Genomic DNA, 23,877 nt, shown 5'->3' on the forward strand with positions numbered 1-23,877 from the left:
ACATAATGTTAGGATAGATAAAGCCGGTGTAGCTCAACTGGTAGAGCAACTGACTTGTAATCAGTAGGTTGGGGGTTCAAGTCCTCTTGCCGGCACCACTTTCATATGGTAAGATAGACAAGTCGCTTTAAAAGCGAGCCATTAGCTCAGTTGGTAGAGCATCTGACTTTTAATCAGAGGGTCGAAGGTTCGAGTCCTTCATGGCTCACCATTTTCATGCGGGTGTGGCGGAATTGGCAGACGCGCTAGACTTAGGATCTAGTGTCTTTATGACGTGGGGGTTCAAGTCCCTTCACCCGCATTGCCAAACAACATAAAGAAATCCTGTAATGCGGAAGTAGTTCAGTGGTAGAACACCACCTTGCCAAGGTGGGGGTCGCGGGTTCGAATCCCGTCTTCCGCTTATACCATCCACGCCGGGGTGGTGGAATTGGCAGACACACAGGACTTAAAATCCTGCGGTAGGTGACTACCGTGCCGGTTCAAGTCCGGCCCTCGGCATTATAAAATAAGCGCCCGTAGCTCAATTGGATAGAGCGTTTGACTACGGATCAAAAGGTTAGGGGTTCGACTCCTCTCGGGCGCGCCATTAAGATCGGGAAGTAGCTCAGCTTGGTAGAGCACTTGGTTTGGGACCAAGGGGTCGCAGGTTCGAATCCTGTCTTCCCGACCATCTTTTATGGGGCCTTAGCTCAGCTGGGAGAGCGCCTGCCTTGCACGCAGGAGGTCAGCGGTTCGATCCCGCTAGGCTCCACTTTTTAAAAGATTATTTTATATCATGGCGGTGTAGCTCAGCTGGCTAGAGCGTACGGTTCATACCCGTGAGGTCGGGGGTTCGATCCCCTCCGCCGCTATAAAGGACCTTTAGCTCAGTTGGTTAGAGCAGACGGCTCATAACCGTCCGGTCGTAGGTTCGAGTCCTACAAGGTCCACCATCTATACGGAGGAATACCCAAGTCCGGCTGAAGGGATCGGTCTTGAAAACCGACAGGGGTGTCAAAGCCCGCGGGGGTTCGAATCCCTCTTCCTCCGCCATATTTTTAAAAAATGATATCATCGCGGGGTGGAGCAGTTCGGTAGCTCGTCGGGCTCATAACCCGAAGGTCGCAGGTTCAAATCCTGCCCCCGCAACCAAATTTTTTCTCTATTGGTCCGGTAGTTCAGTTGGTTAGAATGCCTGCCTGTCACGCAGGAGGTCGCGGGTTCGAGTCCCGTCCGGACCGCCATTTTAAATGAATACATGGCTCGGTAGCTCAGTTGGTAGAGCAACGGACTGAAAATCCGTGTGTCGGCGGTTCGATTCCGTCCCGAGCCACTTTTACAAATAAATATTAGTATGGCGGTTGTGGCGAAGTGGTTAACGCACCAGATTGTGGCTCTGGCACTCGTGGGTTCGATTCCCATCAATCGCCCCATACATATTTTTGCGGGTGTAGTTTAGTGGTAAAACCTCAGCCTTCCAAGCTGATGTCGTGGGTTCGATTCCCATCACCCGCTCCATTTGCATATCGTTCATGGGCCTGTAGCTCAGCTGGTTAGAGCGCACGCCTGATAAGCGTGAGGTCGGTGGTTCGAGTCCACTCAGGCCCACCATGACTTTCCGCAGTAGCTCAGTGGTAGAGCTATCGGCTGTTAACCGATCGGTCGTAGGTTCGAATCCTACCTGCGGAGCCAAATGGAGAAGTACTCAAGTGGCTGAAGAGGCGCCCCTGCTAAGGGTGTAGGTCGCGCAAGCGGCGCGAGGGTTCAAATCCCTCCTTCTCCGCCATTTTTTTCTGGCCCGTTGGTCAAGCGGTTAAGACACCGCCCTTTCACGGCGGTAACACGGGTTCGAATCCCGTACGGGTCATTTTTTAAAGAGGTCTAATAAAGACCTCTTTTTTATTTTCCGCAAAACGAAAGACCGCCATCATAGCGGTCTTTTCTTACATATTCATGGAATAGATCGTATAAGACAAGTATGTCGCAAAGAATCCCCATAAAACATAGGGAATCAATAAAATTGGAACAACATTGCTTAGTTTACGTGAGACGATGACAAGCGCGAGCGCTGTCAGTGCTACAAGCAGGCAGTCGATCGTAGCTGCAAATAGATCTTTTTGTGTAAACTGAAAAAAGCTAAAGGCTTGATTGAATACATAATTTAAAAGAAACAGAATCCAAAATGGTAATGTGATTTTTTGAAAACCATACTTTGCATAAATGATGGCGGCAGATAACGAAATGAGGGCGAATAAGACAGCCCAGACCGCACCGATGACACCACCACTAGGTGTCCATTCAGGTTTATTTAGTGCGTCATACCATTCTCTGTCGATAGGGAACAGGAACCCTGCAATAGAAAATAATGCGTATGTAATAAAGAAGACGATAACCGCCCAAATGATACTTTTTTTAGCCATCCAGAAATCTCCTCCCAATCAATTCACTCTTCAACTTATTTCCCAATTATTACATGATATAAACATCAAGCCCCCAATATGTGGGGACTAATGATTTTTTTTAGTATAGGGATCTTCTTCGTAAGGCTTCAAGTCACCAAACACCGTCATGACGCCTTCTTCATCTAATGCTTCTTCATAAGCTTCGTGTGCTTTATTTGGATAGACCTTGCTTGCTTTTCCTTCAATATCAGCAGCTGCAAACCCTTCGTAGTCTTCCACATAATCTTCATCTTCTGATTGTGTATACACATCATCGTAAGTCAATGGAGGAAATTCCATATCGGATGGGGTATCAGAGTTTCCATAGCGTTCTACATCTTGGTAGGCATCTTCGCCATCATATGCAGCACTTTCTTCATTTTCAAATTGCCCTGAGGGCGGACTTAATAAGTCCTCTTCAATGGGACGGTTTTGTGAAACGGTCTGTTCTTTTGAATGCTCTGTGCATGTGACGGCGGTGGGAAGGGCTTCTAAGCGTTCTTTAGGAATAGGGGCTTTACACACTTTACACAAACCATAAGAGCCGTCTGCCATTGCTTGGAGTGCTTCATTGATATCGGACAGATGCTCATGTTCCAAACTGTTTAAGGCAATGTCTTTTCCGCGTTCGAATAGTTCTGTCCCTTGGTCGCCAGGGTGGTTATCATAGGCTGACAGTTCGCCCACTGAATCATAAGGAAATGATACTTTCTGTTCATCGTCATGATTTTTGGCTTCAATTTCTTGTTTTTCATCGAGAAGTCGCTGCTTCAACTGATGTAATTCGTTTTTAGACAACAAAGCGATCACCCTTTCATATCAAACATATTGTTAGTATGAGCAAATTTTTATGTAAGACTTGTGCCAATTTGAAGCAATTCTTCAAATAAAAAACGCCTGCGGCTGCAGGCGTTTCGTGTTATGCAAGATAGTATTGTAAGATCAATGCGATCGTTAACAGGAAACCAAAAAACGTATTGGTTTGTGCTGTCGACTTCATGGCATTCATTAATTCAATTGGCTTTTCTTTTTGCTTAAATTCTTTAATGGCTGTATAAGCTTTTGGCAAACTGAGTAAGACAAGAAGGCTCCAAAGACCCACGATATCCATAAAGATATAAACAAAAATGAGTACATATGAGATCACAAACATGGAAAGTAGGATGTTGACGGCCGCTTTACGTCCAGCTAGGATAGCAAGTGTCTTTCGTCCATTCTCTTTATCACCGTCTAAATCACGGATATTGTTCGACAGTAAGATGGCACCAACTAAAATAGAGATGGGTATTGAAATGAGCACAGCTTTTGATGTCAATGTTCCTGTTTGGATATAGAAACTAATTAAAATGATGCCTAGTCCCATAAAAGCACCTGATACAAGTTCTCCAAATGGTGTATAAGCAATTGGTACAGGACCACCGGTATAAAAATAGCCTGCTGCCATACAAATTAGTCCTATGAGTGCAATCCACCAGCTAGACATCATGCAAATATAGATCCCAAGTAATAAAGAAAGCGCGAATAAGGCATAAGCGAGGCCTAAAACTGTTTTTGGTTTTACACCGTTTCTCACGATCGCTCCGCCGATACCGACAGATTTCTCATTGTCCAATCCGCGAACATAATCAAAGTACTCATTAAACATGTTCGTTGCAATTTGGATAAACATCGATGCAAATAGCATAGCTAAAAATAGCCCAACATGTATTTGACCACTCGGAAGTGCTAGGACAGTTCCTAAAGTAACGGGAATAAATGCCGCTGTTAATGTATGCGGTCGTAGTAAATTCCACCAAATCCGCCAGTTTTTATCAGGCTTAATTGGTGAAAGCTGATCTGATATCGATTGATGCTGCATAAAATATACTCCTTTAAATAAAAAAATACGTACACGTCCAAATTCCAGTTTAGCAAAGTTCAAAAAGGTGTCAATATATTGATGCGATGAAACAAGAAAAAGATGTTTGCTAATCGTTCCCATCTAGAGAGAAAGCTTGATCTTCGAACAGGTCTTACCATTTTTTAAGGGATGTTCTCATTTCAATAAGCGGGAGCGAAAAAATCTTGAAAGCGTGATATAATAAGGATTCGAGGTTTTAAAAGCTGTTTTCTTTACTAAGTTCATCTGTTAAGGTTTATAATAGAAAAGCAGGTCATTCGACATACTCGAATGTTCATGTATTTTTTTACATGATGGTTTTATTTTTATATGTTATTTCATGGATTTTGGAGGAATGTATCATGGTGACAACAGTGCAAAGTACTTTCCGGCAGGAAGCGCTTGCGACATTAGAAGAAGCGAATAACGTCAACCATGCTGTTTTGATAAGCTACTCCAGAAGAGTTGACGATCTGGATCCTCTTGCCTTTTTCCAAAGCGGCGAAGCGGATTTTTTAGGCGAGCGTTTTTTTTGGTCTGATCCAGAAAGCCAAATGATATTTTCTGGACTTGGCAGAGCGGCCGTGATTAAATCATCAGAGCAAGGCAAAGAACGATTCAATATCGTCCATCAAGAATGGGAGCAGCTGAAACAGCATATGTTCCATTTTCATGATGAGAAGGAGTTAAAGCAAGCGGCAGTTGGTCCGCTTTTATTTGGAGGATTTTCATTTGATCCATATGAAGAGAAGGCGCGTCACTGGGAAGCATTTGGCGAGGCTCATTTTTTTGTGCCATCGATGATGCTGACTGTTTCAAAAGAAGGTACGTTTCTAACGATCAATGAATGGAATGAGGTGGACGGGAATGTTCATCAGCTCATTCAAGAATTAGAACAGAAAGCTTCTAATTTTGATGCATTGCCTGTCAGAAATCATGGACAAGCTGAGCTTGTTCATATGGAAGAGTTAGATGTCCAGGAATGGATGAAAGCAATCCATGAAGCGACAGAACACATTCGTGTGAACGAATATGAAAAGGTTGTTTTAGCAAGAGAAGTCTTGCTTCACTATAAAAATCAAATTGAACTCGCTCCACTATTAGCAGAATTACTAAAACATCAAACAACGAGTTATGTATTTGCTATAGAGCAGGGAAGACAAGCATTTGTCGGGGCGACGCCTGAACGTTTAGTGAAAAAAAGCGGTGGTGAAGTCTTTTCATCGTGTTTGGCAGGTTCCATTGTTCGTGGTCAAGATGAAGTAGAAGATCAGGCACTAGGTGAGGAACTGCTTTGTGATGAGAAAAATTTGATTGAACATCAAATTGTCGTGAATATGATTGAGCAGGCATTTGAAGCAAACTGCCATCATGTGCATAAGCCAAATCAACCAAGTCTTTATAAAACGAAAAACATTCAGCATTTATTTACACCCATTGTGGGAGAAATTAAAAGCAGCTGTTCACTCTTTTCATTAATTGAACAGCTTCATCCAACACCAGCGCTTGGAGGATATCCTAAGGAAAAAGCGGTAGAGGTGATTCGTGAAATCGAACCGTTGAAACGCGGTTGGTATGCGGCGCCAGTGGGATGGATTGATTCTAAGGACAATGGAGAATTTGCTGTCGCCATTCGATCAGGTCTTATTGAGGAAGACCAAGTTCGTTTGTTTGCTGGATGTGGAATTGTAGAGGATTCCCTTGCAAAACAGGAGTATGAAGAAACGCAAGTGAAATTAAGACCAATGCTGTCTGCTCTTGGAGGTCGTCCCATTGAATAATCAAATCATGACAAGATATATTGGCAGATTAATGGATGAATTTGTGCAAAGTGGTGTGAAGGAGGCGGTTGTTTGTCCTGGTTCCCGTTCAACACCGCTTGCGATGCTCGCTCTTGCTCATCAAGAGATCAATGTCCATGTGTTAGTGGATGAACGGTCTGCTGCTTTTTATGCACTGGGTCTTGCGAAAGCGAGCCAAACACCAGTGCTACTCATTTGTACATCAGGTACGGCAGCAGCTAACTTTTACCCAGCTGTTGTCGAGGCACATTATTCTCGTGTACCACTGATTGTTTTAACTGCTGATCGGCCGCACGAATTGAGGGAGGTTGGGGCACCTCAAGCGATTGATCAGCAATTCTTATTCGGTAAGTTTGTTAAATGGTTCACAGACTTAGCCTTGCCAGAAGAAAGCCAAACGATGCTGCGGTATGTCCAAACTGCTGCTGCTAGGGCAAGTCACGTGTCAATGCAGGAGCCAAAGGGACCAGTTCAGGTGAATGTGCCGCTGAGAGAACCATTGCTACCTGACTTGTCTATTGATCCTTTTGATAGAGAAGAAGGAGCTGCGAACAAAGTTTTAGCAACAGGTCAAGCTCGTCCGGATGATCGGGTTATGTCAGAATTAGTGTCTATCATGAACAAAGCGGCAAAAGGAATCATTGTTGCTGGTGAACTTTACTCGGCGGAAGAGCAGGCGTCAGTGTTACGTCTTGCAAAAGCTTTGCATCTGCCAATTTTAGCTGACCCGCTTTCTCTTTTGCGAAATGGACATGAAAGTGAAGAATACATTATAGATGCATACGATTCTTTGTTAAAAGATGAGGCATTGCAGCAGCATCTCTTGCCTGAAATGGTCATTCGTTTTGGACCGATGCCTGTGTCTAAGCCTTTATTTAAGTGGCTGGAAAAGCATGCGGAAGTGAAGCAGATTGTCGTCGATGCTGCGGGTGGTTATCGAGATCCTGGTTTAAGCGCATCATACATGATTGAAAGTCATGCAGCCTCTTTTGTAGAAGAAGTCTTGATGAGAGCGGAAAAGCGTCAGGATACATCTTATTTACGACACTGGCAGAGTGTCAATTCTTCTTTTAGAATGCATGCAAATCAATACAATGATGAGGACCTGACATTTGAGGGAAATGTGTATCGTCAGCTGCAGCACCTTTTGCCAAAAGAGAGTGTGCTCTTTATCGGAAATAGTATGCCTATTCGAGATGTCGATACCTTTTTTGAAACGCAGTCAAAACCGTTTCGGATGATGGCGAATCGCGGAGCAAATGGCATTGATGGTGTTGTGTCCACAGCTCTTGGAACATATGCAGCCTTGAAACAACCCATCACTTTAGTCATCGGCGATTTGTCTTTTTACCATGATATGAACGGTCTTCTTGCAGCTAAGCTAATGGACATTCCGCTCACGGTTGTGTTGTTAAACAATGATGGAGGAGGAATCTTTTCTTTCCTTCCGCAGGCATCCGATGAACCGTATTATGAAAAGCTCTTTGGTACGCCGACTGGGTTGAATTTTGAGTATGCATCAAAGCTATATGGGGGAACCTATTCGAAGCCGACAACGAAAGAAGAGTTAAAAGATGTGTACTTGGCGCATATCCAAGAACCAGGGCTTCATTTAATTGAGATTGAAACTGACCGGCATTCTCGCGTGGGCAAACATCGCCAAATGATGGACGAGATATTGAGGGAAGTGAAAAAAGAATGCCTTCACTCATAATACGAATGCACGATGGTGTGGCGTATGAGGTGATAGACCATAACCCATCTGCTGAAAATGCCACGTTATGTTTACATGGCTTTACAGGGAGTACAGCTTCTTGGGCTTTTTTGAATACTTATACAGAAAAACATACGAGATTGATTCAGGTCAGCTTGCTTGGACATGGCCGCACAGACTCACCAAAGAGTATAAGAAGATATGCAATGTCCCAGCAGCTGGCAGATCTTGCTGAGATTTTAGATCAATTAAAGCTTCACAAAGTGAACATTCTCGGATATTCTATGGGAGGGCGTATTGCTTTATCATTTGCCTCCCGTTATCCAGAACGAGTAAACAAGTTGATTCTTGAGAGTACATCTCCAGGGCTGAACTCTTTTAAAGAGCGGATGGAGAGGCTGAATCATGATCATCAGCTAGCTCAAAAGATCAGACATGAAGGATTAGCGCAATTTGTGGATTTTTGGGAGAACATTCCGCTGTTTGCTTCGCAGAAATCCTTGCCAGCGGACAGGCTAACGCAACTGAGAGAGGGAAGGCTAAAAGCCGATCCTAACGGGCTGGCTCGCAGCTTAGAAGGTATAGGAACGGGCTCACAGCCGTCTATGTGGGAAGCATTAAAGCAGATAAAACAGCCTGTTTTACTCATTTGCGGAACACTTGATAAAAAGTTCTGTGACATTGCCAAACGTATGCAGCAGGAGCTTGAATACAGTCAATTCACAGTAGTAGAGCATGCCGGGCATACAGTTCATGTGGAACAACCACATTTTTTTGGTAAAATAGTAAGTGAGTTTATTTTATCGCAAGATTAGAGGAGGAAATATTGATGGCTATTGAATGGCAAACTGAGCGTCAGTATGACGAAATTTTATATGAAACATATAATGGGATTGCAAAAATCACCATTAACCGTCCGCATGTACATAATGCATTTACACCAAAGACTGTAAGTGAATTAATTGATGCATTCTCACGTGCTCGCGACAATTCAGATGTTGGTGTCATTGTCCTTGCAGGTGCTGGAGGAAAAGCATTCTGTTCAGGTGGAGACCAAAAAGTACGCGGTCATGGCGGCTATGTAGGAGACGATCAAATTCCACGTCTAAACGTCCTAGACTTACAGCGTTTAATTCGTGTCATTCCAAAACCAGTTATTGCGATGGTTGCGGGCTATGCGATTGGCGGCGGGCATGTGCTTCATGTCGTGTGTGACCTCACGATTGCAGCAGACAATGCGATTTTTGGACAAACAGGACCAAAAGTGGGCAGCTTTGATGCTGGTTATGGATCTGGCTATCTTGCACGTATTGTGGGTCATAAGAAAGCAAGAGAGATCTGGTACTTATGCCGTCAATACAATGCACAAGAAGCGCTTGATATGGGACTTGTCAACACAGTTGTACCATTAGAGCAGCTGGAAGAAGAAACAGTGAAGTGGTGTGAGGACATGCTAGAAAAGAGCCCGACTGCTTTACGATTCTTGAAAGCTGCATTTAATGCGGACACAGATGGATTAGCTGGTATTCAGCAATTTGCAGGAGATGCGACCCTTCTTTATTACACAACAGATGAAGCAAAAGAAGGACGCGATTCCTTTAAGGAAAAACGGAAGCCAGACTTCGGTCAGTTCCCTCGTTTCCCTTGATTCAATGATATGGATGAAAACAGCTTAGTGCATCAGACTGAGCTGTTTTCTTTTATGAAAAGGAGGTGTCATGATGAAGCAACCGAATTGGCTGCTGCACCGTGCGTATTTAACGCCAGACCGGGTCGCACTCATTTATCAAGACAACGAGTGGACATTTCGTGATTTAGCGAATGATGTAGACCAACTTGCAAATCGACTGACACGTGCATCTTTTAAAAAAGGGGATACGGTTGCGATTTTAATGAACAACCATCCTCACATGGTCATGCTTGTTCACGCTTGTTTTTTATTAGGCTTCAAGATTGTGTTATTGAACAATAAGTTAACAAAAGCAGAGAGACGTTTTCAGCTGAAAGATGCGAAAGTCATGGCTTTATTAACAGAGCCTGCATATGCAAATGAGCATCATGGTGATTTACCTGTTTATACAATAGAGACTTTACCTGATGCAGATCATGATATGGAAAAGAAGGTCGTACATGATATTGATTTAAATGAGACGGCGACGATTATGTATACATCTGGAACGACAGGACGCCCTAAAGGGGTGGAGCAAACGTTTGGCAATCATTTTCATAGTGCTGTTTCCTCGGCATTGAATTTAGGGATCAGGGAGGACGACCGCTGGCTCATTGCCTTGCCTCTTTTTCATATAAGCGGTTTATCCGCTATATTTAAATCTGTCATATACGGTATGACTGTCGTGCTTCATCAAAAGTTTGATGTCGATGAAGTCAAGGATGCTATTGAACAGCATCGAGTGACGATGGTGTCAGTTGTACAAACCATGCTGTCCCGTTTATTAAGTGGACTTGAAGAATGTCCGTCATCTTTGCGCTGCCTGCTGTTAGGCGGAGGCCCTGCGCCTTATGCGATGCTTCAAGAGAGTAAGGAGAAAGGATTTCCTGTGTTTCAATCGTACGGTATGACGGAGACCTGCTCACAAATTGTGACACTTGCGCCCGAATTTAGTGTGGAAAAGCTTGGATCAGCGGGAAAGCCCCTTTTTGGGTGTGAATTAAAGATTCAAGATGAGAACCGTCCGTGTCGTCCTTTTGAGCATGGTGAAATCATGGTAAAAGGTGCAAATGTCATGAAAGGCTACCTTTATCGTCAAGAGGCAACAGCTGCTGCATTTGAGCAGGGCTGGCTGAAAACGGGTGATATTGGCTATGTAGATGAGGACGGATTCTTATTTGTGCTTGATCGGCGGTCAGACTTAATTATTTCTGGCGGAGAAAATATTTATCCAGCAGAAATTGAAGCAGTTCTTTTAACACATCCAAATGTAAAGGAAGCCGGAGTGACGGGTATGTATGATAAAAAATGGGGAGAGGTACCTGCTGCCTTCCTTGTGACAGATGAGCAGATTCCGGAGAATGAGCTCTATGCTTTATGTCAGTCGCAATTAGCCAAGTATAAATGGCCCGCCGCTTTTCACTTTGTGGATGAGCTGCCAAGGAATGCGTCGAATAAATTGCAGAGGCACAGACTCAAATCAAAGGGGTTTTTAGATGATTCAAATTGAACGTGTGATCTTATATCATGTCACGATGAAACTCAAACAGCCGTTTACAACGAGCCTTGGGACCATTTTAGAGCGTGAGTTTATTATTGTCGAGGTCAAAGATCAAACAGGATTAACTGGATGGGGAGAGGTATCTGCCTTCTCTTCTCCGTGGTATACAGAAGAAACCATCGAGACCTGCTATCACATGCTCAGGGCTTTTTTTATCCCGAACGTGCTGACCCGATCTTTTACACATCCTTCGGACATACCAGACAGCTTGTACCATTTTAAAGGCAATAGAATGGCCAAAGCGGGAATTGAGGCAGCTGTGTGGGATATTTATGCGAAGCGAGAAAATAAGTCCTTACGTGACGTCTTAGGCGGTACTAGAGATAGAATTCCATCTGGTGTCGTTGCGGGGTTAGGACCAGTAGATGATATGATTCAGCAAATCGAGCAGTTTGTTGATCAAGGCTATCAGCGTGTGAAAGTGAAGATTAAGCCGGGACAAGATATTGGACTTCTACAAAAGATAAGAGAGTCTTTCCCTCACCTTCCGTTAATGGCGGATGCAAACTCTGCTTATGAATTAAAAGATATTAGCAAACTGAAGCAGCTCGACGATATTCGTTTATTAATGATTGAACAACCTTTAGCCGCAGATGACATTGTCGATCATCGGCATTTGCAAAAGCATTTAAAAACACCAATCTGTTTGGATGAAAGTATTTGTTCTTTAGATGATGCGAGAAAAGCTGTAGAACTTGGAAGCTGTCAGATTATTAATGTGAAGCCTTCACGAGTTGGAGGGCTGACTGAAGCTCTTAAGATTCATGCGTTCTGCCAGGAGCAGCAGATTCCGTTATGGTGCGGGGGAATGATTGAAACAGGCATTTCTCGCGCGCAAAACGTGGCACTTGCATCACTTCCGCAATTTACGATTCCTGGGGATATTTCAGCATCGTCGAAATATTGGGAGCAGGATATCATTTTTCCTGAAATTAAAGTTGAAAATGGGTTTATTGAAGTACCTCGTTCTCCAGGTATGGGTGTAGAAGTTGATTATCAAGCGCTTCGTTCTTTCTCAGATAAAATTGATGTGTTTACAAAACATGATTTTGTGAAATGAAAACGAATGAATCGCCATTTGCACCATCCATAGAACCACTGTATAGTTGAGGAAAGTTTTTCCTTCCTGTCTGAACAAAAAGAAAGAGCGGTCATCCGCTCTTTCTTACTCTTCTACAAGCCCGCTGTCGTAAGCAAGCTGTCCAATATACTGATGCATGTCATTGGGCATGTCGGAAACATGTCCGTATTCATAATCCCAAAGATTTAAAAAGGAGTGAGCTGCTTGATAAAATGCAGCCTCGTCCGTGTCCTGAATTTCTTCAAGAAACGTTTGAGCAAGCCGATCGTTTTTCAAAGCGAAGCGCCTCCTTTAATTAGACTTAAAGGTCTTGAGGTTTAAACGTTTTACAGTCAGTTTCTTCACTTTTCTCAGCCGTATTTCCTGTATGGCTGACGACATAAATTGCATCTGCACCACAACGATTTCCAGCATTCCAGTAGGAACAGTTGTTTACTTCACAAAGGATTTTTTGACTCATACAGATGACCTCCTTTTGAGTATGTCTTTCATCTATAATGTAACCGAAGTAAGGGGCGTTCATTCATGTTAATCTTCCTGACGAATATAACGCTTATCTTTCATAAACAATTTCCAGAAGAAGTAGAACCCAGGGAATAGGATGATAAACCCTACAATATACGTAATAAATAATGCCCTAAATGTGACGGGATCTGTAAACCCAGACATGATGGTAATATCAGGATAGGCCATATAGGGCAAATGCGCATGTCCATACACATAGCTTGCTAAGAAATATTGAATTGTAATGGCGATAACCGCTAAACGTGGTCTCCCTTTCCGATGTTTAAAGCGACTGTTTGGTAAAAATAGAGCCAAACCTGCAAGCAAAAACATGAGTAGAGAAACAAGAAGGATCGGGATGTTCTGCATCATTTTTGTGAACAGCCAATTGGCCTCACTTCTCAGTGTGAGCATGATAAAGAAAGCCATCATGAGAGAAAGTGGACCCGTAATCAGTGCTCCTCTTCTATAAATGTTATAAGCCTCATCTTCGTTTGCAACATTAGAAAAATCAGCTAAAAGCAAAGATGAGAGGAAAAGGGTACTGAAAATCGCAAAACCTACGAAAGAATAGACATTTGCGCTTGTAAAGACCAATCCTAAATCTAATGAGTAGACATTATTCTCCTGAAAGATGAATCCACCATGTGTAATGGGGAGAACCATGATGAGGATGGACGGAATAATAAAGCCGCTAATTCCTGAAATATATGTAACGGCTTTTCTATATTTTTTAGGCAGTGAATGAGAGAAGACGAGAAATCCGCTTCGCAGTGCAAGAAGCAACAAAATAATGCTGCCGGGTATTAATAGAACAGTGCCTAGCACAAATGTTGCACCTGGAAACAGGCTAAACAAGGCAACGACGATGGCTACAATGAACACGTTAGTTACTTCCCAAGTTGGAGAAAGATACTTATTTGCGATATTTGCGGCCTTTGTCTGCTCTTTGTTCATGTAAATCATTGACCAAAATCCTGCACCGAAATCCATTGATGCCATCACTGCATAGATAAACACGAATCCCCATAAGATGGTGATTGCAATGAGTGCATCAGTTGTTACATCCATTTGCATCAAGATCGCTCCCTTTTTAAGATTCTGTTAACCGTAAGTCTTCTTCAATTGAATGTTTTCTAAAGTAGTACGTCAGTACAATCACAGTTGCGATGCCTAAAATGAGATAGACAATGGCAAAAAGGATGAAAAGTGTACCGATAGATCCTGATGATGTGACGACTTCAGAGGTTTTGAGCATTCGATAAATCACCCATGGCTGACGGCCTGTACAGGCAAAGATCCAGCCAAATTCAATCGCCAAGAGACTAAGGGGCCCGCCAAATAAATAAAGGACAAGCAGCCATTTTGGATAATGTTCGCGTTTTAAAATTTTGCGGTAAAACAGTGCTAACACAGCAAAGAAAATGAGCAATGAGCCGATAATGACCATTCCATTAAATAATGTGTGAATAAATAAAGGCGGCCACTCGTCCCTAGGAAAATCATTTAACCCTTTAACCACAGTATCAAAGCTATTTCCTGCAAGAAAACTAAGCGCCCAAGGGATTTCGATAGCTCCTTTGATTTCTTGCGTATTGGCATCAGTAAAACCGCCAATGGCAAGAGGCGCATGCGATTGCGTTTCAAATAAACCTTCAGCACCCGCTAATTTTTCAGGCTGATATTCATACAGAAGCTGAGCTGATTCGTGACCGTTTAAGGCTGTGAGAAAAGAGAAAAGTCCGCCTACAATCAGTCCAAGAAAAAGGGCTTTTCGATGAAAGGTATAGAGCTTTTCGTTTTTTCTTGTTTTCAACATTTTAAATGCAGCGACAGAAGCAATGACAAAAGCGCCTGTTGTAAAAGCAGACAGTACTACATGTGTAGCAGTGACAACAAAACTTGGATTGAAAAAGGCCTTCCAAGGTTCGATATTCGTTATTTCTCCATTGACCATTTGAAAGCCAGCGGGTGTTCCTTCAAAAGCATGTACGTTTGTAATGAGAATCGCTGAAGCTGCTGCACCAATGACAACGAAAATAACGGTAATGATGCGCATGGCTGGTGATAAACGATCTGCTGCGTACACATAAATAGACATAAATAATGCTTCAATAAAGAAAGCATAAATTTCTATTTGAAATGGCAGTGACATGACCTTTCCGATGACCTCCATAAAACCAGGCCATAGAAGGGCAAGCTGCGTACCAGCAATGGTACCGGTTGGAATGGCGACCCCTAACAGAACAGCCTGCGCTTTTGTCCATCGTTTGGCCATGATGGCATAATGCGGGTCCTTCGTTTTTTGAAAGATGAGTTCAGCTAACAAAATCATTAGCGGGATGCCTACGCCAAGCGAGGCATAAATAATATGGAAGCCCATTGTTGTGCCGAACAGACTTCTAGCTAAAACGAGATCAGTCAATTTTTTCTCCGCCTTTCTTATCGCATCTCTTTTGATGGTGTTTATTATTCTCCACCATTTTTAGATTATTCTTCCTGATTAAGAAAGCTTGTTTTTTGACAAGTTGTAAAAGAGGGAGTAGAATATAATTATAAAACGTAATCGTTACGTTTTAATGATGAAGGGAGTTTTGACATTGAAAAGAGATATTCATCCAACCTCACATGAAGTTGTATTTATGGACGTAAACAGCGGTTACCGCTTCTTAAGTAGATCAACAAAGACATCACATGAGACCGTAGAGTGGGAAGATGGGAAGACTTATCCTGTCATTAAAGTAGAGACAAGCTCTGATACGCATCCATTTTATACAGGACGCCAGAAATTCGGAGAAAAAGGCGGCAGAGCGGAGCAGTTTAAGAAAAAATACCAAATGTAGACAAAGAAACACACCTGATCATGGTGTGTTTTTTTGTGCAGTAAAAAACCCCGGCTGATCGCACGGGGTTCATGAATTCATTCAACATTTAAAGCTGTTTTTAATGTGTTTAAATTTTGTTTCATTAAGCTGACATAGCTTTCGCCATTTTTAGCATCATCTTCTGTAATGGATTCTAGATTTTTCAGTGTAAGGCTTTTTGCTCCAATTTCACTGCGAATCGTATCTGATACTTTACTGCTGACGTTATTTTCAAAAATGACATACTTGATGTGATGCTTTTCTGCCTGTTGTACGATATTTTCAAGCTGTTTTTGGGAAGGCTCTTCAGAAGCAGAGAGTCCTAGTACACTGATTTGCTCAATGCCATAGCGTTTTTCCCAGTAGCCGTATGCTGCGTGAGAAACAAGAATTTCTTTATGTTTTGCTTTAGATAACGTTGTTTTGAATTCCTGATCTAACGATTGTAATTCTTTTTTTAGTGATTCATAGTTTTTTGTGTATTCGTCTTTATGATCTGGATCTAGTGAAACGAGTGTGTCTTTAATGTTTTTTGCCATTTGTTGTGCATAAACAGGGTCTAGCCATGCATGGGGATCTTTATCTCCGTGGTCGTGTCCATCATGGTCATGATCTTCACCTTCATGATCGTGATCATGGTCCTCACCTTCTTCATGAGCATGTTCTTCTTGTGTTGATAATAGCTTGATGCCTTCGGCTGCTTTCACTGTTTTCACGCCTTGGTCTTTTAACGTAGAAGCCGTTTTATCAGCAAATGCTTCAGCACCTGTTCCGCTGTAAATAAAGGCATCTCCTTCAGCCATTTCAACCATCGTTTTTGAACTTGGTTCAAAGCTGTGTGCATCTGCATTGGCAGGATAGACACTTTGAGCGTTCACGTGAGAGCCGCCAATTTTTTCAGTGAAATCTTGAATAGGGAAGATCGTCGTGTAAATGGTTAATTTCCCGTCTGCTTTTCCTTTTGAAGCATTTGTCCCCGCACTGCTTGAGCAAGCGGCAAGACCGACCGCTAATAAAGCAGCTGTTAAAATAAAAAAGATTTTTTTCATCTAAGAATGTCTCCTCTCAACCTATTAGATAGAAATGATTACGATTTAATGTCCTGAGTTATTGTATCGTAATAATTACGATTTGAAAAGAGGAAAATAAAAAATTTTCATCAGAAGATGTTTCCTCTAAAAAAATAGACGTCAAAACGTGACGAAATTTAAAACATTGTGCTATATTTATTTTTAAAAAAAGAAAAAGGAATGGACAAACTTATGAAACTTTTAGACGAAATCATCGAATATAACCAACAATTTATTGAAGAGAAGCGATATGAAGAGTTTACAACAACGAAGTTTCCACAGAAAAAAGCTGTCATTCTATCATGTATGGATACAAGACTTGTTGAACTGCTTCCACGCGCCATGAACATGAAAAATGGCGATATTAAAATTGTCAAAAGTGCTGGCGCTCTTGTTTCTCACCCATTTGGAAGTATTATGCGAAGCATTTTAGTGGCTGTTTATGAATTGAATGCTGACGAGGTGTACGTCATTGGGCATCACGATTGTGGTATGAGTAAAATAGACAGCGAAACACTCTTAAATAAAGCCATTGAGCGTGGTATTCCAGAAAAACGAATTGAAGTACTGGAATACTCAGGAATCGATTTTAAACAGTGGCTCAAAAGCTTTAGCTCAGTTGAAGAAAGTGTGAAAGACAGTGTATCTGTCGTTAAAAATCATCCGCTTCTTCCATCTAATGTGCCTGTACATGGTCTTGTCATTGATCCTGGAACAGGTAAGCTTGACTTAGTTGTCAATGGTTATGAAGAAAAGTAAGTTATTTTTCCTTTTTAGGCGGGACCGGATCCATGCCTCCAGGATGCAGCGGGTGACATTTTAAAATTCGCTTAATCGTGAGCCAGCCGCCTTTTAAAGCGCCATGCGTTTTGATCGCCTCTAGCCCGTAGTTTGAGCAAGTGGGGTAAAACCTGCAGCTCGGCGGTGTCAGAGGGGAAATGCATTTTTGATAAAAGCGAATGATGCCGATAAAAATTTGTTTCATAGAGGTTCCTCCTTGTCTGTCTTTTCACAGTATAAGAAAAAAGGACAAGGAAGGGAAGTTTTATAAACTAAACTGGTCGGAACAATATGTTATAATATAGGAAATTGCAATTATAGGAGTGGTGATTAATGCCTTCAGTTGAAAGCTTTGAACTTGACCATAATGCTGTAAAAGCACCTTACGTTCGTCATTGCGGCGTTCATAAAGTGGGATCAGATGGGGAAGTGAACAAATTTGATATCCGTTTTTGTCAGCCAAACAAGCAGGCAATGAAACCTGATACGATTCATACATTAGAGCATTTACTTGCGTTTAATATTAGAACACACTCAGAGAAATACGATCATTTTGATATCATTGATATTTCTCCAATGGGCTGCCAGACTGGCTACTATTTAGTTGTCAGCGGTGCACCGACACCAAGAGAGATCGTTGAACTGCTTGATGCAACATTCAAAGATGCAGTGGAAGTAACAGAAATTCCTGCTGCAAATGAAGAGCAGTGCGGTCAAGCGAAGCTTCATGATCTTGAAGGAGCAAAACGTTTAATGCGTTTCTGGCTGTCTCAGGATCAAGAAGAGCTATTAAAAGTATTTGGATAATCAGTAATATGATGAACCGGACATATTGAATGTCCGGTTTTTTATATGAAATGAAACGAGAGCTGTTAAAATAGGGGATATTTGTTAAAATGGACATGTCAGTAAAAAAAGGGGGATACACGAATGCGGAAAATGGTAGGAATCATTTTGATGCTCGTATTACTTAGTGCATGTGGAAACTCGGCAGCGAGCAATGACAAGGGAGAAGTGCCTGAGCTATTAGAAGTCAAACTAACAGGGCCGGAGCAAGTGGAGAAAAATGAAAACGTTATCGTAAAAGCAGCTGTCACATATGGTGATACGCCTGTTGATGATGCAGATGATGTTGAATTTGAAGTGTGGAAAGATGGCGACAAGGATAACAGCAAGATGATTCAGCCAAAGAAAAAGGAGAAAGGTGTATATGAATTGCATACAGCTTTCAAACAAGATGGCCTTTATATCATACAAGTCCATGTGACAGCTAAACAGCAGCATAATATGCCGAAGACAAACATCCATGTAGGTGATGTGAAAAAAGAGAGTTCATCTACTGAAGAAGAAGATACCTCACATCATTGAAAGCGGTTTTATTTTGGGTTAGGACGTTGGTTTGGTTCAGCATCCTGTGGTGAATCGACTTTATGCTTGTAATCATAAGCCTTTGATGTCGTCCACAGTGATAAAAAGACAACGATTGAGATAATGATAAAGCTGATAATCCCAAGTAACAGCATCTAACTCCCTCCTTATTTCCATATTAACATATATTTCATGCGGTCAAAATAGAAGAAAATCATGGCAGGTTTCAGTATAATAAAAAAAGGGTAATCCCATACTAAATGCAACTACATAAGGAGGAATCAACATGTCTGAAAAATTATTAAACGTCGTCAATAAACAAGTAGCAGATTGGACTGTGCTTTACGTAAAATTACATAACTATCACTGGTATGTAAAGGGAAAAGATTTCTTTACACTCCATGAAAAATTCGAGGAATTATATACAGAAACAGCCACTTATATCGATGATTTGGCTGAGCGTATGCTCGCATTAAATGGACAACCTGTTGCGACAATGAAAGAGTGCTTAGAAATTTCTAGCATTCAAGAAGCGGAAGGCAATGAATCAGCCGAGCAAATGGTGAAAAATCTGTATGATGATTTCTCTAATATTGCAGAAGAACTTAAGCGAGGCATGGAGCTGGCTGCAGAAGTTGGCGATGAAACAACAGGTGATATGCTGCTTGCGATTCATCAATCCATTGAAAAACACAACTGGATGCTCAAAGCATACTTAGGATAAGCGAATGTGAAAGGAATGTCGATCATCAAACAGATCGGCATTCTTTTTTTGTGGATTTGTGACAGACAGCCCATTGAATTGATGGGGCTTTCAGCCGAAGAGAAAAGGGAAGGGAGGGGAGAAAATGTCCTCAATTGCAGGAATGATGAGCCAGCAAGTGGCGAGTATTCAAAAAACACTCAATATCAGTTTATTGAATTCACAGCTTGCCACGAACACAGCCCAAGCCATGGTGATGCTCGATCAAGTGCAGCAGCAGCCTCAAGCTGTTCAGCCCAAAGATTCAGACGCTACGTTTATTGATGTCAGAGTTTAACCAAGAAAGCCGCCGTCACAGGCGGCTCTTTTTATGCGCTTCACGAATTTTTTGAACAGCTAACCATGCCTTTATTTTTTGTCGTCCAAGCTATTCATCAAATGCGGCATATACTATTGAGGTAAGAAGTTCCACTATGAAAGGATGTTGATGCCAAGTGAGCAAGGATTTAGGCATCTTTTCGTTGTTTACAGTCAGTTTGTCGGCAATGGGCTTTCTGTTTGGTGGAGCAGGATATTTACTCATGATATTAGTGACACTCATGGCTATAGAATTAATTTGTTCAAGCCTAAGAGAATCTGTGACTGGACAACTTACGATGAAGCGTTTTTTGACCAGGCTTGTTCGAAAGGTTGTGACGATTTCTTTAATATCCATGGCACACTTCTTCGATGTCATGCTGAAGACTGGGGGGACAATTAAGGATTTAGCGCTCATCTTTTATATTATTTATGAATCGTACCAGATTGTCTCAACAGCCAGAGCTCTCGGAATTCCTATTCCACAGTTGTTTATTGATGTGTTAGACATGATTAAAAATAAATTGCGCAAAAAGCCGTAATTTCTTCATATCTGGTCATACTAAAGGAAAAAGGATGAATCAGATGGCGAGACACACATACTATGTATCCGTTCAAGACGGATCAATCTCACAGCACAGAGACGCGGCTGCTTGGCAATTTCAGATAGAAGCAGATGATGACCAAATCTTGCAGCTAAGAGAGTATTTTGATGAACAGTATATGACAGATTGGAAAGGTTTCTTTCGGGCGCATGTTCCATTTCTTGAATATCATTATGATAGTCCAAACGACGAAATGGATAGGAAAAGAAAAGAAATTTACTCGATGATTCATGATCTCGGTAACGAAGAGACAAAGAACTTTATTGAGACCAATGGACTGATGAATTGAAAAAGCATGTAGAGACATTCTACATGCTCAGCGTGTAGACAAACCCTCGCATTCTTTGTCAGTCCTGCGTGCCGGTGCTCACGAATGTCAAATTCGCTCTGCGCCAGTACTCGTCCTTCCTAGACTGCAAAGGTTTTCTATCACGCTGAAAAGAAGACAAAAGGCTAAAAGAAAGTTCATTTTAGCCTTTTGTCAACGATCTGAAAGTATGTAGAGACATTCTACATGCTTTTATTTTCGAGGCTGTAAGATACCCCCGATTAGATCACTGATTCCGCCTCTATTTTCCTGCTGTGAGTTGGTGATTTCGTGTGAGGTACTCTGACTCTGGGGTTTGTACCGGTTATCATCTATCCCGACCCGCATTCCAGATGTTCGTTCAGATGGCTGGATAATCACAATTTGGTCCTGTTCATGAAATTCAAACAAGTAGGATTCGCCCGATGTTTGTCCAATGAACGTTTTCCAGTTCACATCTAATTTGACTTTCGGTGCTTTGCCCGTCCAAGCGACAATAGCGTCAGGATCTACACGGCAAGGTGCTTTTAAAATCAGCGGGTTTCCATTTGTTTTGATGGCAACCTGCGCCCCGTGACCTTGATACGAGAGCTTTGAAGTAAATAGCCCTTTCTGTGATAAGATCCCAACGCCTACTGGTGTCACGCCATAGTGACATTCTTCAGTAAAGGCAAGTAAATCTTCACTTTCCACGCTAACATGTTGCCAAGGACCGTTCGGCTCAAGATTGATGACGGTCACATGCTCGCTAGAATCAGCCAAGTAGCAAGTGCCTTGTCCACTCACTTCCATCATCTCAAGGTTTTCACCTGTTAATTTTCTGCTAATATGATTAAATACTTGGCTGACCACATTTCCTTTATTCGTCCCAAGTAATCGTTTACGGTATTGAAATGTACCTTGATCGGCAATCATAGCGCCTTTTTTAGCAAAAAAGATCCCGTTGCCTTCTGCTTGTAAGGTCAGTTCTTCGATCGTGTTGAAATGAAATCCCATTTGTGCCAGCTCCTTTTCTTTGTCAAGATGTGAATCCGTAGATGCGGCATAGGTCGTTTAAATCAAGGGTCGTACCTTGTCCGGTTGCGGTGATTTTCCATTCGTTCTCAACTCTCGTTAGTTCAGCACAAATGATGGATGTACAAAATGAATAATCCTCTGTTAATTGAAAGGTACAAATCTCCTGTTGTGTGATTTGATCTGAAAGGCGCAAGTAGGCATTGGTCACCTGTCCAAAATGATGTGCCCGCTCGTGTGCATCATGTATCGTGGCTGTTACGACGATTTTCTGAATATCGGGTGAGACTCTGCTCAGTTGCATAATAATGATCTCATTGTCCCGATGGCCTCCGCCGACCTGATGATCACCTAGATGGCGAACAGCTCCATCTAAGCTTTGCTGCTGATGATAATAGATCAGGTGTTTTGGAGACAGAAGCTTGTCCTCTTCATTTAAGAGAAACACTTGCGTATCTAAATCAATTGGCTGACCAGATAAGTCCCAGCCAAGTCCGATTTGAATTTGATCTACATTTGGATTGTCTTTTGTTAAATCTAACTTTTGTCCTTTCATGAGGTGTTTCTTCACTGCCTCAAGAGAAGCGTCTTCTTTCTCATGTTGCCTCATTGGCCATGCTTTGTTATTTTCTTGTTTTGATCCATTTGTGATGCTCATGGTGGTTTCCTCCTCGTCTGTGTAGGACAAACACTTATTGATTTACGTCATCATGGGCAAAAGGTTTCATGATTAAAATGGGATGAGGATGGAGATGATAAAAAGGTTTTAGCAAGAATACTTATTTTACATACAGACGAGATAGAAGCACTCGTTTGTTTCACTTTTCATAAAAATTCTTCAGAGAAATGTGATCTGTGGTATGATGTTTTACAAGAAGCAAGGACAGGATATGAGGGATTTCACATGCATGTATTTAAAGACTATTATCATAATACGGTCAAGCTCTCTTTTGAAGAGCAGCCTTTTTCAAGTCATCCTAAGCATGTTTGGGCTATTTGCCGCTATCAAGGAAAATGGCTACTTACTGAACATGAGGATCGAGGCTACGAGTTTCCAGGAGGGAAAGTAGAGCCAAATGAAGAAGCAGATCAAGCCGCTATACGAGAGATTCACGAAGAGACGGGTGCTGTTGTTCGTGAATTAACGTATATTGGTCAATATCAGGTGCTTGGCAGAGAGAAAGTCATTGTCAAAAATATTTATTTCGCTGATATTGAAAGGCTCGTCAAGCAGGACACGTATTTTGAAACGAAAGGACCCGTTCTTTTCGCAGACTTACCAAGATCCATCGCAAAAAATAAAAATTTCAGTTTTATTATGAAAGATGATGTCTTGAGACAAAGTCTTGCTTATTTAGAAAAGAACGGTTTGATTCGTTAAAAAAAGCGCAGGGAAATGACCCTGCGCTTTTTATTTTTGCAGAAAACGGCGCTCCAGCCATTCAACAAGCTGATACATGATGGTGGCGAAGACGGCGATAATGAAAAGACTTAAGAACACGAGTGTAAAGTTGAAGACTTGAAAGCCATAGATGATCATATAGCCGAGTCCTTTTGAGGAAACAAGGAATTCTCCCACAATGACCCCAACCCAAGAAAGACCAACATTGACCTTAATGGCAGAGATCATCGTTGGAATACTTGCTGGCAAAATGACCTCACGGAAGACCGTTCTTTTTTTTGCGCCAAAGGTTTTCATGACTTTTAAATAATTCTCATCGACTTCTTGAAAGGCTGTATAAATGACGATGGTGGTAATGATCACACTGATAATGGCACCCATCGCGACAATGCTGATCATGCCTGGTCCAAGGGCAACAATTAAAATGGGGGCGAGAGCGACTTTCGGCATCGCATTTAAAATAACCAAATAAGGATCAAGGACATTTGCAAGACGGGTGGACCACCATAAGGCGGCGGCTAATAAAATGCCGCAAAAAGTACCAAGTAGAAAGCCGAGCACTGTTTCAAATAGTGTAATGCTCATATGATTGATTAATGAACCATCTGATAATTTTTGTACAAACAATTGGCAGACGGCAGATGGTGAACTGAAAATGAGCGGGTCAATCAGTCTGAAATGGCTCGCAAGCTCCCAAAGCGAAAAGAAACTGGCGAAAATGATCAACTGGTAGACTCGCGTCATGCGTTTTTCCATTCGAACTTTTTTTCGATA

The 23,877-nt window shown here is 42.0% G+C and carries 28 protein-coding genes and 20 tRNA genes; 35 read left to right on the top strand and 13 right to left on the bottom strand.

Annotated elements, in window-relative coordinates; genetic code table 11:
- Positions 1 to 22: 22 nt before the first annotated feature.
- The 20 genes from N521_RS09260 to N521_RS09355 all read left to right on the top strand — a co-directional run bounded on the left by N521_RS09260 (position 23) and on the right by N521_RS09355 (position 1,849).
- A tRNA-Thr gene (locus N521_RS09260) sits at positions 23 to 98 on the top strand.
- 37 nt (positions 99 to 135) lie between these two features.
- A tRNA-Lys gene (locus N521_RS09265) sits at positions 136 to 211 on the top strand.
- Positions 212 to 218: 7 nt separating this feature from the next.
- Positions 219 to 301 (top strand) — tRNA-Leu (locus N521_RS09270).
- Positions 302 to 331: 30 nt separating this feature from the next.
- Positions 332 to 403: transfer RNA gene (locus N521_RS09275), tRNA-Gly, on the top strand.
- Positions 404 to 415: 12 nt separating this feature from the next.
- Positions 416 to 501: transfer RNA gene (locus N521_RS09280), tRNA-Leu, on the top strand.
- 11 nt (positions 502 to 512) lie between these two features.
- Positions 513 to 589 (top strand) — tRNA-Arg (locus tag N521_RS09285).
- A gap of 7 nt (positions 590 to 596) precedes the next feature.
- A tRNA-Pro gene (locus N521_RS09290) sits at positions 597 to 673 on the top strand.
- Positions 674 to 681: 8 nt separating this feature from the next.
- A tRNA-Ala gene (locus tag N521_RS09295) sits at positions 682 to 754 on the top strand.
- Positions 755 to 780: 26 nt separating this feature from the next.
- A tRNA-Met gene (locus N521_RS09300) sits at positions 781 to 854 on the top strand.
- 4 nt (positions 855 to 858) lie between these two features.
- A tRNA-Ile gene (locus tag N521_RS09305) sits at positions 859 to 935 on the top strand.
- 7 nt (positions 936 to 942) lie between these two features.
- A tRNA-Ser gene (locus N521_RS09310) sits at positions 943 to 1,035 on the top strand.
- A gap of 22 nt (positions 1,036 to 1,057) precedes the next feature.
- Positions 1,058 to 1,134 (top strand) — tRNA-Met (locus N521_RS09315).
- A 15-nt stretch (positions 1,135 to 1,149) separates the two neighbouring features.
- Positions 1,150 to 1,226, top strand: a tRNA-Asp gene (locus N521_RS09320).
- Positions 1,227 to 1,242: 16 nt separating this feature from the next.
- Positions 1,243 to 1,315: transfer RNA gene (locus N521_RS09325), tRNA-Phe, on the top strand.
- A 24-nt stretch (positions 1,316 to 1,339) separates the two neighbouring features.
- Positions 1,340 to 1,415 (top strand) — tRNA-His (locus N521_RS09330).
- Between the two features lie 11 nt (positions 1,416 to 1,426).
- A tRNA-Gly gene (locus N521_RS09335) sits at positions 1,427 to 1,500 on the top strand.
- Positions 1,501 to 1,516: 16 nt separating this feature from the next.
- Positions 1,517 to 1,593, top strand: a tRNA-Ile gene (locus tag N521_RS09340).
- Between the two features lie 6 nt (positions 1,594 to 1,599).
- A tRNA-Asn gene (locus tag N521_RS09345) sits at positions 1,600 to 1,674 on the top strand.
- Positions 1,675 to 1,677: 3 nt separating this feature from the next.
- Positions 1,678 to 1,768: transfer RNA gene (locus N521_RS09350), tRNA-Ser, on the top strand.
- 9 nt (positions 1,769 to 1,777) lie between these two features.
- A tRNA-Glu gene (locus tag N521_RS09355) sits at positions 1,778 to 1,849 on the top strand.
- 76 nt (positions 1,850 to 1,925) lie between these two features.
- Here the strand turns inward: N521_RS09355 and N521_RS09360 are convergent.
- The 3 genes from N521_RS09360 to N521_RS09370 form a co-directional block, all read right to left on the bottom strand.
- Positions 1,926 to 2,402 carry a TspO/MBR family protein gene (locus N521_RS09360; RefSeq protein ID WP_008342900.1) on the bottom strand — a complete coding sequence of 159 codons (477 nt, stop codon included), beginning with the start codon at positions 2,400 to 2,402 and terminating at the stop codon, positions 1,926 to 1,928.
- Positions 2,403 to 2,489: 87 nt separating this feature from the next.
- Positions 2,490 to 3,224, bottom strand: coding sequence for a TraR/DksA C4-type zinc finger protein (locus tag N521_RS09365; RefSeq protein WP_008342902.1), 735 nt, complete (start codon positions 3,222 to 3,224; stop codon positions 2,490 to 2,492).
- 118 nt (positions 3,225 to 3,342) lie between these two features.
- Positions 3,343 to 4,281: a 1,4-dihydroxy-2-naphthoate polyprenyltransferase gene (locus tag N521_RS09370; protein ID WP_008342905.1), complete on the bottom strand. Its 939-nt coding sequence runs from the start codon at positions 4,279 to 4,281 to the stop codon at positions 3,343 to 3,345.
- 383 nt (positions 4,282 to 4,664) lie between these two features.
- Between N521_RS09370 and N521_RS09375 the strand changes: the two genes are divergently transcribed.
- The 6 genes from N521_RS09375 to menC all read left to right on the top strand — a co-directional run bounded on the left by N521_RS09375 (position 4,665) and on the right by menC (position 12,108).
- Complete coding sequence (locus N521_RS09375; protein ID WP_008342907.1) at positions 4,665 to 6,083, top strand: isochorismate synthase; 1,419 nt, start codon at positions 4,665 to 4,667, stop codon at positions 6,081 to 6,083.
- Positions 6,076 to 7,818: a 2-succinyl-5-enolpyruvyl-6-hydroxy-3-cyclohexene-1-carboxylic-acid synthase gene (gene menD, locus N521_RS09380; protein ID WP_035391029.1), complete on the top strand. Its 1,743-nt coding sequence runs from the start codon at positions 6,076 to 6,078 to the stop codon at positions 7,816 to 7,818. The genes N521_RS09375 and menD overlap by 8 nt, the downstream gene beginning before the upstream one ends.
- Positions 7,803 to 8,633 carry a 2-succinyl-6-hydroxy-2,4-cyclohexadiene-1-carboxylate synthase gene (menH, locus tag N521_RS09385; protein WP_035391031.1) on the top strand — a complete coding sequence of 277 codons (831 nt, stop codon included), beginning with the start codon at positions 7,803 to 7,805 and terminating at the stop codon, positions 8,631 to 8,633. Before menD ends, menH begins: the two co-directional genes overlap by 16 nt.
- A 14-nt stretch (positions 8,634 to 8,647) precedes the next feature.
- Entirely contained in the window at positions 8,648 to 9,466 is an 819-nt protein-coding gene (gene menB, locus N521_RS09390) for a 1,4-dihydroxy-2-naphthoyl-CoA synthase (protein WP_008342913.1), read from the top strand.
- Between the two features lie 70 nt (positions 9,467 to 9,536).
- Positions 9,537 to 10,997: an o-succinylbenzoate--CoA ligase gene (locus N521_RS09395; protein ID WP_035391033.1), complete on the top strand. Its 1,461-nt coding sequence runs from the start codon at positions 9,537 to 9,539 to the stop codon at positions 10,995 to 10,997.
- Complete coding sequence (gene menC, locus N521_RS09400; RefSeq protein WP_035391035.1) at positions 10,984 to 12,108, top strand: o-succinylbenzoate synthase; 1,125 nt, start codon at positions 10,984 to 10,986, stop codon at positions 12,106 to 12,108. Before N521_RS09395 ends, menC begins: the two co-directional genes overlap by 14 nt.
- A gap of 105 nt (positions 12,109 to 12,213) precedes the next feature.
- Here menC and N521_RS09405 read toward each other — a convergent pair whose 3' ends face one another.
- The 4 genes from N521_RS09405 to N521_RS09415 form a co-directional block, all read right to left on the bottom strand.
- On the bottom strand, positions 12,214 to 12,405 hold the full coding sequence (locus N521_RS09405) for a hypothetical protein (protein ID WP_035391037.1): 192 nt from the start codon (positions 12,403 to 12,405) through the stop codon (positions 12,214 to 12,216).
- 25 nt (positions 12,406 to 12,430) lie between these two features.
- Positions 12,431 to 12,589 (bottom strand): DUF1540 domain-containing protein, encoded by a 159-nt coding sequence (locus N521_RS19200; RefSeq protein ID WP_008360682.1) that lies wholly within the window; start codon positions 12,587 to 12,589, stop codon positions 12,431 to 12,433.
- A 68-nt stretch (positions 12,590 to 12,657) separates the two neighbouring features.
- The gene (locus N521_RS09410) at positions 12,658 to 13,704 is read right to left on the bottom strand and encodes a cytochrome d ubiquinol oxidase subunit II (RefSeq protein WP_169476099.1); all 1,047 of its coding nucleotides are present in this window, start codon (positions 13,702 to 13,704) and stop codon (positions 12,658 to 12,660) included.
- 22 nt (positions 13,705 to 13,726) lie between these two features.
- Positions 13,727 to 15,058 (bottom strand): cytochrome ubiquinol oxidase subunit I, encoded by a 1,332-nt coding sequence (locus tag N521_RS09415; protein WP_035391038.1) that lies wholly within the window; start codon positions 15,056 to 15,058, stop codon positions 13,727 to 13,729.
- A 175-nt stretch (positions 15,059 to 15,233) separates the two neighbouring features.
- Here N521_RS09415 and N521_RS09420 point away from each other — a divergent pair, with 175 nt between their 5' ends.
- Positions 15,234 to 15,476, top strand: a complete 243-nt coding sequence (locus tag N521_RS09420; RefSeq protein ID WP_017358374.1) for a type B 50S ribosomal protein L31 — start codon at positions 15,234 to 15,236, stop codon at positions 15,474 to 15,476.
- Positions 15,477 to 15,553: 77 nt separating this feature from the next.
- On the opposite strand, the gene N521_RS09425 is transcribed toward N521_RS09420, so the two are convergent.
- Positions 15,554 to 16,546 carry a metal ABC transporter solute-binding protein, Zn/Mn family gene (locus N521_RS09425; protein ID WP_025207846.1) on the bottom strand — a complete coding sequence of 331 codons (993 nt, stop codon included), beginning with the start codon at positions 16,544 to 16,546 and terminating at the stop codon, positions 15,554 to 15,556.
- Positions 16,547 to 16,759: 213 nt separating this feature from the next.
- On the opposite strand from N521_RS09425, the gene N521_RS09430 reads away from it, so the two are divergent.
- Positions 16,760 to 17,326: a beta-class carbonic anhydrase gene (locus tag N521_RS09430; RefSeq protein ID WP_017367908.1), complete on the top strand. Its 567-nt coding sequence runs from the start codon at positions 16,760 to 16,762 to the stop codon at positions 17,324 to 17,326.
- Between the two features lies 1 nt (position 17,327).
- Here the strand turns inward: N521_RS09430 and yidD are convergent, their stop codons facing one another.
- Positions 17,328 to 17,552 (bottom strand): membrane protein insertion efficiency factor YidD, encoded by a 225-nt coding sequence (gene yidD, locus N521_RS09435; protein ID WP_008342933.1) that lies wholly within the window; start codon positions 17,550 to 17,552, stop codon positions 17,328 to 17,330.
- Between the two features lie 128 nt (positions 17,553 to 17,680).
- Here yidD and N521_RS09440 point away from each other — a divergent pair, with 128 nt between their 5' ends.
- Together N521_RS09440 and N521_RS09445 are read left to right on the top strand one after the other, a co-directional pair.
- Complete coding sequence (locus tag N521_RS09440; RefSeq protein WP_008342935.1) at positions 17,681 to 18,154, top strand: S-ribosylhomocysteine lyase; 474 nt, start codon at positions 17,681 to 17,683, stop codon at positions 18,152 to 18,154.
- Between the two features lie 123 nt (positions 18,155 to 18,277).
- Positions 18,278 to 18,715: a FixH family protein gene (locus N521_RS09445; protein WP_017367907.1), complete on the top strand. Its 438-nt coding sequence runs from the start codon at positions 18,278 to 18,280 to the stop codon at positions 18,713 to 18,715.
- A gap of 8 nt (positions 18,716 to 18,723) precedes the next feature.
- Here the strand turns inward: N521_RS09445 and ytzI are convergent, their stop codons facing one another.
- Positions 18,724 to 18,870, bottom strand: a complete 147-nt coding sequence (ytzI, locus tag N521_RS09450) for a YtzI protein (protein ID WP_017358370.1) — start codon at positions 18,868 to 18,870, stop codon at positions 18,724 to 18,726.
- 131 nt (positions 18,871 to 19,001) lie between these two features.
- Here ytzI and N521_RS09455 point away from each other — a divergent pair, with 131 nt between their 5' ends.
- The 4 genes from N521_RS09455 to N521_RS09470 all read left to right on the top strand — a co-directional run bounded on the left by N521_RS09455 (position 19,002) and on the right by N521_RS09470 (position 20,669).
- Complete coding sequence (locus tag N521_RS09455; RefSeq protein ID WP_007501934.1) at positions 19,002 to 19,439, top strand: Dps family protein; 438 nt, start codon at positions 19,002 to 19,004, stop codon at positions 19,437 to 19,439.
- Positions 19,440 to 19,563: 124 nt separating this feature from the next.
- Positions 19,564 to 19,755 carry a hypothetical protein gene (locus N521_RS09460; RefSeq protein ID WP_008342942.1) on the top strand — a complete coding sequence of 64 codons (192 nt, stop codon included), beginning with the start codon at positions 19,564 to 19,566 and terminating at the stop codon, positions 19,753 to 19,755.
- A gap of 157 nt (positions 19,756 to 19,912) precedes the next feature.
- Entirely contained in the window at positions 19,913 to 20,317 is a 405-nt protein-coding gene (locus N521_RS09465) for a phage holin family protein (protein WP_008342944.1), read from the top strand.
- A 43-nt stretch (positions 20,318 to 20,360) separates the two neighbouring features.
- Positions 20,361 to 20,669, top strand: a complete 309-nt coding sequence (locus N521_RS09470; protein ID WP_008342945.1) for a hypothetical protein — start codon at positions 20,361 to 20,363, stop codon at positions 20,667 to 20,669.
- A 231-nt stretch (positions 20,670 to 20,900) separates the two neighbouring features.
- Here the strand turns inward: N521_RS09470 and N521_RS09475 are convergent, their stop codons facing one another.
- A complete protein-coding gene (locus N521_RS09475) occupies positions 20,901 to 21,683 on the bottom strand; it encodes an AIM24 family protein (RefSeq protein WP_019743674.1) in 783 nt (260 codons plus the stop codon).
- A 22-nt stretch (positions 21,684 to 21,705) separates the two neighbouring features.
- Positions 21,706 to 22,359, bottom strand: coding sequence for a TerD family protein (locus tag N521_RS09480; protein ID WP_035391041.1), 654 nt, complete (start codon positions 22,357 to 22,359; stop codon positions 21,706 to 21,708).
- Positions 22,360 to 22,605: 246 nt separating this feature from the next.
- Between N521_RS09480 and ytkD the strand changes: the two genes are divergently transcribed.
- Positions 22,606 to 23,082 (top strand): RNA deprotection pyrophosphohydrolase, encoded by a 477-nt coding sequence (ytkD, locus tag N521_RS09485; RefSeq protein WP_008342951.1) that lies wholly within the window; start codon positions 22,606 to 22,608, stop codon positions 23,080 to 23,082.
- Positions 23,083 to 23,112: 30 nt separating this feature from the next.
- Here the strand turns inward: ytkD and N521_RS09490 are convergent, their stop codons facing one another.
- A complete protein-coding gene (locus N521_RS09490) occupies positions 23,113 to 23,859 on the bottom strand; it encodes an ABC transporter permease (protein ID WP_370529235.1) in 747 nt (248 codons plus the stop codon).
- Positions 23,860 to 23,877 lie beyond the last annotated feature (18 nt).

This window comes from Bacillus sp. UNC125MFCrub1.1 (genome assembly GCF_000701305.1).
GTDB classification, from domain to species: Bacteria; Bacillota; Bacilli; order Bacillales; family Bacillaceae; genus Bacillus; species Bacillus altitudinis.